Annotated in this window: 8 protein-coding genes; 1 reads left to right on the forward strand and 7 read right to left on the reverse strand. The window is 33.6% G+C overall.

What is annotated here, in order from left to right:
* From A3SG_RS0116230 to A3SG_RS0116260, 7 genes are all read right to left on the reverse strand, one after another.
* The coding region (locus A3SG_RS0116230) for a glycosyltransferase (protein WP_016991059.1) at nucleotides 1-688 on the reverse strand (688 nt) is incomplete at its 3' end.
* A gap of 6 nt (nucleotides 689-694) precedes the next feature.
* On the reverse strand, nucleotides 695-1390 hold the full coding sequence (locus A3SG_RS20165; RefSeq protein ID WP_016991060.1) for an FkbM family methyltransferase: 696 nt from the start codon (nucleotides 1388-1390) through the stop codon (nucleotides 695-697).
* A 317-nt stretch (nucleotides 1391-1707) separates the two neighbouring features.
* The gene (locus tag A3SG_RS0116240; RefSeq protein ID WP_016991061.1) at nucleotides 1708-2985 is read right to left on the reverse strand and encodes a polysaccharide ABC transporter ATP-binding protein; all 1278 of its coding nucleotides are present in this window, start codon (nucleotides 2983-2985) and stop codon (nucleotides 1708-1710) included.
* A gap of 215 nt (nucleotides 2986-3200) precedes the next feature.
* Nucleotides 3201-4136 carry a glycosyltransferase family 10 domain-containing protein gene (locus tag A3SG_RS20170; protein WP_016991062.1) on the reverse strand — a complete coding sequence of 312 codons (936 nt, stop codon included), beginning with the start codon at nucleotides 4134-4136 and terminating at the stop codon, nucleotides 3201-3203.
* The gene (locus tag A3SG_RS20175; protein WP_016991063.1) at nucleotides 4108-5013 is read right to left on the reverse strand and encodes a glycosyltransferase family 2 protein; all 906 of its coding nucleotides are present in this window, start codon (nucleotides 5011-5013) and stop codon (nucleotides 4108-4110) included. Before A3SG_RS20175 ends, A3SG_RS20170 begins: the two co-directional genes overlap by 29 nt.
* An 18-nt stretch (nucleotides 5014-5031) precedes the next feature.
* Nucleotides 5032-5916 (reverse strand): FkbM family methyltransferase, encoded by an 885-nt coding sequence (locus A3SG_RS0116255; protein WP_016991064.1) that lies wholly within the window; start codon nucleotides 5914-5916, stop codon nucleotides 5032-5034.
* A gap of 201 nt (nucleotides 5917-6117) precedes the next feature.
* The gene (locus A3SG_RS0116260) at nucleotides 6118-6987 is read right to left on the reverse strand and encodes an ABC transporter permease (protein WP_016991065.1); all 870 of its coding nucleotides are present in this window, start codon (nucleotides 6985-6987) and stop codon (nucleotides 6118-6120) included.
* 451 nt (nucleotides 6988-7438) lie between these two features.
* Between A3SG_RS0116260 and A3SG_RS0116265 the strand changes: the two genes are divergently transcribed.
* Complete coding sequence (locus A3SG_RS0116265) at nucleotides 7439-8179, forward strand: tyrosine-protein phosphatase (RefSeq protein ID WP_029596866.1); 741 nt, start codon at nucleotides 7439-7441, stop codon at nucleotides 8177-8179.
* Nucleotides 8180-8881: the final 702 nt, after the last annotated feature.

An 8881-nucleotide genomic window follows, 5' to 3' on the forward strand; every position in this document is an offset into this window, starting at 1 on the left:
AAACTCGACAGTTATTAATGTCAATAGGCAGATACTTACCATAATATCTATCAAAATTTAATACTGACACTAGCCAATCTTCATTGATCACTCCAGCCGAAAAATGCTCTAACAAAACATTATGAGTCACCATAATCTTATACCCTTGTTTTTTATAGGCTAAAGATAGATTCAAATCATAATTGTGAAAGCCTTTTAATTTCATTTCATCAAATCGAAGTCCTACAACACTTCTCCCTACCATAAAAACGCCATCAATTGCAGCTACCTCTTCAATACTTTTTTTACCCCAACCCAGTTCCCACTTTTCAATTGTACCGCCATCAATATGCTGAATTATATTGATCACTCTTTGGTCTATGGGACATTCCCACCAAGCCGATGGCATCTTTGTTTTAACCTTTGCCCCAGCTACACCTATCAGTCCTATATTGCAATCTGATTCAAAAATTGCTCTAATGGCCATGCCCCAATCTGGAGTATGAAACGAAATATCATCGTGCATAAAACACCAATATGCTCCTTTAGCTTTTTGAATTCCTATATTATAAGCTTCAAAAATAGAATATTTGTTTTCGGAATTGTCTACAACAATTAGTTCATATAGGCAACCCACCGTGTTTTCGAGGTTCACCGACAAATTTTCGTTTATAGTTTGGGCTCGTGAACAGATTATTATAGAGAGCATCTTTCTTTAATTTTTATAAGCAAAAATATTGATTGCCATATCAAATCTTTCACAAACTAGATTATTGTCTACAAATGGTTTTTTTCTTGAAAAAGATTGTTTAAGATGATATCTAAATCCTTGCCGTTTAACTATGTTTAAAATATCTTCTAAATGTTGTTCTTCGTCATATATACTGTGATATTCAATAAAAATATGACCTACATTACATAACATATCTTCACAATCTATGAGCACTTCATATTCTGAACCCTCAATGTCCATTTTTAACATATCAATAGGATTTTGTGTGTCCAAAAAATCTCTTAACCGCAAAGTCTTTATGATTTTTGGAACTTGATTTTCATATTTTTTTTCTATTCGCCCACCTAAACCATTATCGGTATAAAATTTCAAATGTGTCTCCTCTGTCCATACAGCTTTTTTATGGAGTTTTACATTGTTTATTTTTTGAGATTGAATGTTCTTTTCTAAAAAGGGAAGTACGCTCTCATCGGGTTCAAACGCAATGATTTCGGCATTTGGGTGTTTTTTTGAAAAATACAACACACTTAATCCCATATTGGCGCCACAATCAATAATAACCGGTTTAGTAGTATTGGTTTGGAATTCATATATATTACTTCCAAAAATTTCATTATATGTATCATAAAAAGCTAGTCCATAATGATAATAAAATTCTTTCTCGAAAAGCATAATCATACCCTCTTGTTTGGATTTAGATTCAAAAAACGTTCTTTGAAAGGAAGAGTACCATAAATTATATTTAATTTTTTTAAATATTATTTTAATCTAAATTTTTCATATCACATTTTTATTCATTCGAATTTTAAAAGACTGTTTATTATCCTAACATAAAAGATGTATATTTTCTCTTATTACAACAATATCACAATTCTACCACTTTAAATCTTGTAGTACTTGTGTTTTTTCCTCGGTAAATCTTTTCTTGAACAAATAACTTGAGATTTATCGATTAATTTAATAACTTTATTTTCTTCTTACAGAAGCTAGACTAATTAATTTCTACGTACAATCTCACTTTTATATATCCATTTGCCTTTTCCAAACACTTGTCCATAATCATATGCACCATGAATACTTAATATCGATTTTTCATCTACAATTTCAAACGAACAAACTTCATTTACCATATCAACCCTTAATAGTCCTGGTATATGGATAAACGCATGCAAATAATATACTCCTCTGACTAAAAAATCTGCGTCAATTTCTAATTTTATTTGATTTGTTTTAATCAAATCACTCTCAAATGAACATACTCTTGCCCCTTTTTGGTTAACTATTGTACAAAATAATTTATATCTATTATTCTCGTTAATATTGTTTTTAGATATCAGATTAAAGTCAATTATTATTTTTTCATCAAATGAAAACTCGTTAATTAATTCACCCTTCTCATCTTTAATTTCTATTTGTTCAAATCCAATTTCATTTAAAGGTTTTAACTTATTTCTTCTAAAAAAAGAATCATAATTTGATGTTTTATTATGATATTTCTCAATACTTTCATCAATTCCTCCATCAAAAACCACTTTCCCATTTTCCAAAACAATCCCCCTAGTACACAAACTTCGTACCGCCGCCATATTATGACTCACAAACAACACCGTTCTACCTCCTCCACGGGAAATATCCTGCATCTTGCCAATGGCTTTTTTCTGGAACTCGGCATCGCCCACGGCCAACACCTCATCAATAACCAAAATTTCGGGCTCTAAAAAAGCGGCTACGGCAAAAGCTAAACGCACCGTCATTCCAGAGCTGTAGCGTTTTACAGGAGTATCTATGTAACGTTCGCAACCCGAGAACTCTATAATTTCGTCAATCTTGGCGGTAATTTCTTTTTTGGTCATTCCCAAAATGGCACCGTTCAAAAAAATATTTTCGCGTCCCGTCATTTCGCCATTAAAACCCGTTCCCACTTCCAGCAAAGAAGCAATGCGTCCCCGAGATTTTATGCTTCCGGTTGTAGGTGCTGTAACTTTAGACAATATTTTTAACAAGGTCGATTTTCCCGCTCCGTTTTTGCCAATGATGCCCAAGACTTCGCCGCGTTCCACTTCAAAATTAATGTCTTGTAATGCCCAAACATAGTCGCTCTTGCCTTTAGTGCTACGGTCATTGGTATCGCCAATTTTTAAATAAGGATTTTCCTTGCCCCGTATTTCGTGCCACCAACGGTTCAGGTCGTGGCTCAAAGTTCCAGTGCCAACTTGCCCGAGGCGGTATTGCTTGGAAATGTTTTCGGCTTTTAAGATGATGTCTTTACTCATTTTTTTGTTTACTCCTGAATCTGGGTTTCAGTTATCTTTATATTTTTTTTCACAAATAATTAAATTGTTTTTTGAACAATCAAAATTAAAATCTACATTAATAATTAAAAGGTGCTATCTTTCAAATTTAACAAAGCAATCCAGTTATTCAATTGTTTTATATTTTATACTATTAGAAAGACAGTATCGTTGTGATAGCGGTAGGCAATATTAAACTAATTCAAAATTCTCTTAATTCTCTTTTTATTCTTTCTATATTTTCTTTTCAGCAAATGAATATATTTCCATAATTGTCTGGCAATGGGTTTTTCCGGGTTTTCTATAATTCTACCCAAAATACGAAGTACCTCTGCTCGCTCCTCTTCATGTGGTCGTTTATTTTCACCAAAGGCCGGCTGCATCAACATCGAAATGGCAAGCTCATCATCTAGCTCCATTTCGAGTAACTTATCAATCAAATCCTTTTCGCACTCAAATTTACTATAGTCCAGAAACCTCTTAGAATTAAAGTCTTTGTCGACTAGCTTATTTCCCCAATAAATTGGGATACAATCCTTGTATATAGGTTCTAATATTTTCTCTGTTGTATAGCCATCATTTTGACCGTTTTCAAATGAAATTACAAACTTGTAATCTTTAATAAACTCCAATTTATCTACAACTTTTCCTCCAATGTTGTTAAAAATCCCTCCTCCTGAATCAACCTGTTTTATTTTAGAAAGGTTTTTAAAAAAATCTAATCGTTTAGTTCCAGTAGCATTTGAAACTACCATACAACAAAACTTGGATTTAGTCTTCCATATTTTTTGGGCTTCTTCTCTACTCAAAGTGGCTTCTATTTTATCTTTCATATTGAGCAAGTCAATATACATAGAATATAAAGGCAATCTAAAGTGATTTATTTTTGCATTGTAACCATACGAAAAAGCAAAGTCACAAGCTGAAAAATCGGGTCTAATATTTTCTGCAGTATAAAATATCCGAGTACAATCAAAGTTCAAATAGTCATTGTTATAGCAAGAGTAAAACAACAAATCTGGATTTGCATCGATACTAACTTTGTATTTCTGAATCAATAGGTTATAGAAATAGTTGTTGGTTTTATTAAATCCTGGCCAAAAATCAACAAAATTTATCTTTATTTCCTTCATAAAAGTATTTTAGAAATTGATTATCTGTAAAAAATTTTATAAAAAACCATTTAATACTTCGCAAGGGTTTCAGTATAATATTACCTACTTTATAATCGATAGTCTCTTTAAATTTATTTATCTCTTTTTTTTCTAAATCAGAAACGGTTAAAAGACGATCTACTAATTCTTCGTAATGAGCAACATAAATAGCCTTATTTTGCATATAAATGTATTTCTTATTTTCATTATCTATCCGGTTCATTTCTCTTCGTCTTGAAACTATATGTTGTCTGTAAAAAAACAAAACCTCCTCAATAATATGCACTTTCCAACCTAATGCCGTTACTCTCAAATAAAATTCCCAATCTTCATAGCCATTCCTGGAATCGCCATCATATTTACCCACTTTTTCCCAGCATGATTTTCGAAATAAAGAAGAGCCCATGTTGACACCATTATGAAACAAAAAATCTGCTATAGACTTCGCATTTGTTTTAAATACCTGCAGTTTTTTAGCTTCTGTAAAAAACATCCCCCAACTACTCACAATACTCACTTCAGAATTGTTTTGCAATATCTCTACTGCTTTCTCCATAAAAGTAACTTCGTACTTATCATCGGCATCTAAGGTTAAAATATATTCCCCGGTGGATTTCTCAATACCCAAATTCCTGGCACTGCTAACCCCTCCATTTTCCTTACTTAAATAATTAAAACGAGGATCTTTGGCTTCCCACTTTTGAGCTATTTCTTCGGTATTATCTGGACTTCCGTCATTGACAATAACACACTCCCAATTTGTATAGGTCTGGTTGCATATTGACGCCAATGATTCGTCTAAATATTGGGCTTGATTATAACAGGGAACAACTACGGAGACTTTGGGTGTTTGCATAATTTAGAAACAGCTAGGTTATCTTTTAAAAGCATAAATCATACCGGTAATGGAAGTCAAATATCTTGAAATTATTCTAAAATTATTTTCTACCAATAAATCTTCAAGGGTTTTAGCTCCTTTATCATGCCATTCGATCAACAATACATCGATTTCATCTAATAAATTTAGCTCACTCAATTTTTCTAAAATCTCATATTCTGCCCCTTCGCAATCTATTTTTAATACTTTTTTCTGTTCTGGATGCTTAGTAAACAAATCAGGAAGCACCTCACCAATACTCCTTATGCCTATATTAATCTCTTCCGCATTATCTTTATCTAAAACTAGGCTTAAATCCAACCTAATCCCGCAATTTCCTTTTGCTTGTGAATTATACAACACTTTTTCAACTCGAGAAGAACCGCCTAATCCATAATTAAAGGTCTCGATTTTATTAGAATAGCTTGGATTTAGTTCTAAATTATAAGCCGCCTGAGCATATGTTGTCACTACAGGTTCAAAAGAATATATTTTAGCAACATTTTTGTTTAATGCAAAAAACAAGGAACTAATACCAATATTCATTCCTATATCAAAAACTACAAGGCTTTCATTAGACAATAAATTATAATCTTTTTCAATAAAAACTTCTTTAAGTATAAAAAATTCTTCCGGTGATTCTATATAAAACTTCAAACCATTAAACTGTGCCACGACGCCCTCTTTATGACTCTTTATACTTAGTTCTGGAAAATTTTTTTTTATTTCAAATAAATAAGAAGCTGATCTAAAAACTAAATTGTTCTTATCATGTCTAACCGCAAAACTTTTTATTAAATTTTGTATCTCTTTTTCCTTTTGGGAAATATTAGATATTTTATACCCTAATTTTTTTGCGAGAAAATGGATTTGTTTATTCATTAATCTATTATTAATTCTATACCTGTTTCTTAAATACCATTTTAAAAACAGCATTCGAGATTAGCAACTCGTTACTATTTTTACACTAAAACCAGTCCACCGCTTCGCATCCTGAATCCCAATAAATACTGGCAACAGAAACTAAATTTACTTATTTTATTCGTTTGGACTATCGATTAATAAAAAACTAAATGTCACCAACTATACCGTATCTATAAAACTCTTCTCCGTCTTATTAAAAATCAATACTCCTACTAAAAATACGATTACCGTTACGGTGAATGTATACAACAACCCAAAAACAGAAATATGTCCTACATTCAGCAACATAAAACGAGCTGTTTCTATAATGTAAGCCAAGGGATTATATTGAACCAACCATCCATAACTGGGAATTTTTTCTTTAATCAATGCCATAGGATACATCACCGCAGATAAATACATCAGCAATTGCACGCCAAAACCAATCAGATAACTAAAATCTCTGTATTTGGTGACCAAGGATGAAATGAACATTCCTAATCCCAATCCTAAAACGCCCATCAAGATAATCAACAAAGGGAAGAACGCCACAGCCCCATTTAAACTTATGGCAGCTCCTTGCCCATAATAATAAATATAAAAAGCGATAAAGATGAAGAACTGGATTCCAAATTTAATCAAATTAGAAATCACGATAGAAATGGGTACGATCAACCGCGGGAAATATACCTTGCCAAAAATCCCCGCATTAGCGCCAAAAGTATTGGACGTTCCCGTGAGACAGGCCGTAAAATAGTTCCAAACGGTGATTCCTGCCAGATTAAACAAAAACGGAGGCACGGTTCCCGTACTGATCCCGGCTAAATTATTAAATATGATGGTAAAAGTAATCGAAGTAAACAAAGGTTGGATCAAATACCAAAGCGGCCCCAAAACGGTCTGCTTGTATACAGTCACTACATCTCTCTTCACAAAAAGCAATACTAAATCCCTGTATTGCCATACTTCCTTGAGGTTAAGGGAGAAGAACTTGTTTTTAGGTGTTATTTCAAACAACCAACTGTTATCTGTATTTTCCTGGTTATGCATGTATAGTAATCGGCTATTTCTAGAATAAATCTTCGTTTTCTACTTTAGTACTCTCGGTGACACTTCTGCATCACAAATATAACATTTTGCCCCAAATATCATGATTTATTTTAGATTAGCCCGCGTGAAATGCAGCTTTTGTTAGCTACAAACATCGAATTTAAATCATTTTAGAAAAAAGTATCCTGTTCGATACAGAAAATAGCACTTGATATGAAAATTATTTTCCTAATCCCCTTCTAACATTACTATCCGGTAGACCGCGCTCTACTTCTACATCATAGAACAGTTCGTTTTTGTATTACTGTCCCGACCTACAAATAGAAGCGACTCTTTCAATCAATGATTGCTCTTGTTCTCTTTTAATATTATCTGCGTTAATCTGCCGTTTTTATAGGAACTACTACCCGAAATTTTGTTCCTTTGCGCTATCAATTTTAAAAATAAAGTAGTGTTTTTCTTTTCCAAAAATAAGCCCCTTCTCAAAGACCTCATTCCAGAAGGTCATATCGACATTCATTCCCATTTATTACCGGGAATTGATGACGGGGCGAAAACTTTTGAGGACACCTTGCGACTTACTCAGGCGCTACAAAGCTTTGGCGTAAAGCAGTTCATCACAACTCCTCATATTATTCAACATATCTGGGACAATACTCATGAGGGAATCGTATCCAAAAAAACAGAAACAGTACGATTGCTTGAAAAAAACAACATTACAGTTCCTTTCCAGGCTGCTGCAGAGTACCTAATGGACGATCAATTTGCACGACTTTTTCAAGCCCATGATCTCTTGACATTAAAAGACAACTATGTCTTGGTCGAAATGTCATACATCAATGCGCCCATTCAGTTGTATTCTATACTCTTTGACTTGCAGGTGGCAGGGTATATTCCGGTATTAGCGCATCCCGAGCGTTACTTATTTTACCACAACAACTTTAATGAGTATGTCAAACTAAAAAGAGCGGGATGTCTATTTCAGCTCAATTTATTGTCGGTAGTGGGTTATTACGGTCCCCAAATCACAAAAATTGCAGAGCAGCTACTAGCAAAAGGAATGTACAGTTACGTAGGTTCTGACGTGCATCATGACAATCACATTAAAGCTTTCGACCAAAAAGTAAAACTAAAAGATTTGGCACCATTAAAAGAAGCCATCGCCAACAATCAGTTTTTTAAGATAGGGTGAGTTTATTCTCTTTTTTAATTCCCTCCAGTCATTGCGAAGAATGAAGCAATCTGAAGGGGAAAAATGAACCGCGGTTTACCCCTGCCCTAAAGGGAGACCTCTGTTTTTTTTTAGAAAGAACACACCCCTAGCCTCTCGAGAGGGGAATGCGTACAATTGAATCATTAACTATACTGTTTTCAAAACAAATTTAAATAAATTGTTACTAATAGTATTTATCTTCTAACATGTAATATCCGATTTTTTATGGAAGCTCTCAACCACACTTCATATCATAATAGCTTCATCTGCCATAAAACCTCAATATCTCAAATCACATTTATAGCACCATAGCAGTTTTAAGTACTTCTAACTCCCCTCTTGAAATCGAAGATTCAACGACTCCATACAAAATAACATCAGGAGTTAAAGGGGCTGGGGGTGTGTTGCTCCTGTTCATAAATAAAAAACGCAATGGCTCAAATCACATTTATAGCACCATAGCAATTATATGAAGTTCTAACTCCCCTCTTGAAATGTAAGATTCAACGACTCCATACAAAGTAACATCAGGAATTAAAGGGGTTGGGGGTGTGTTGCTCCCATTTATATATAAAAAACTCAATAGCAAGAATCAAATTTATAGCGCCATAGCATTTATATGCAGTTCTAACTCCCCCTTGAAATCGAAGATTCAACGACTCCATACAAAGTAACATCAGG

The sequence above is a fragment of the Flavobacterium sp. ACAM 123 genome, from assembly GCF_000264055.1.
Lineage (GTDB): Bacteria > Bacteroidota > Bacteroidia > Flavobacteriales > Flavobacteriaceae > Flavobacterium.